The 217-nt window shown below is 46.5% G+C and carries 1 pseudogene; it reads left to right on the top strand.

Annotated elements, in window-relative coordinates:
- Window positions 1-217 (top strand): annotated as a pseudogene (locus Q1A70_RS20810) (type II secretion system protein); the annotation flags it as partial.

The following is a 217-nucleotide window of genomic DNA, read 5'->3' as shown; positions in this document are numbered from 1 at the left end:
CCGCATTTTTAATCGGACAAAAGGAGATAAAAAGTGGGGAAGAGTATGTCACGCGCATTGAGCGCGTCATCGAAGCCTTACAGCGCTATCAATATCAGCAACACACTACACGTCCACCCATCCCCGTTATTGATGAATTTCCGACGAACTTGAATGATTTGATGACGCCCGATGAGCAGTTTTGGATAGAGTGCAGCAATGAAGACGAACAAGCTCG

This window comes from uncultured Vibrio sp., from assembly GCF_947488985.1.
GTDB lineage: Bacteria > Pseudomonadota > Gammaproteobacteria > Enterobacterales > Vibrionaceae > Vibrio.
Note: the sequence above shows the minus strand (reverse complement) of the source record. Positions and strands in the feature narration are given on the sequence as shown.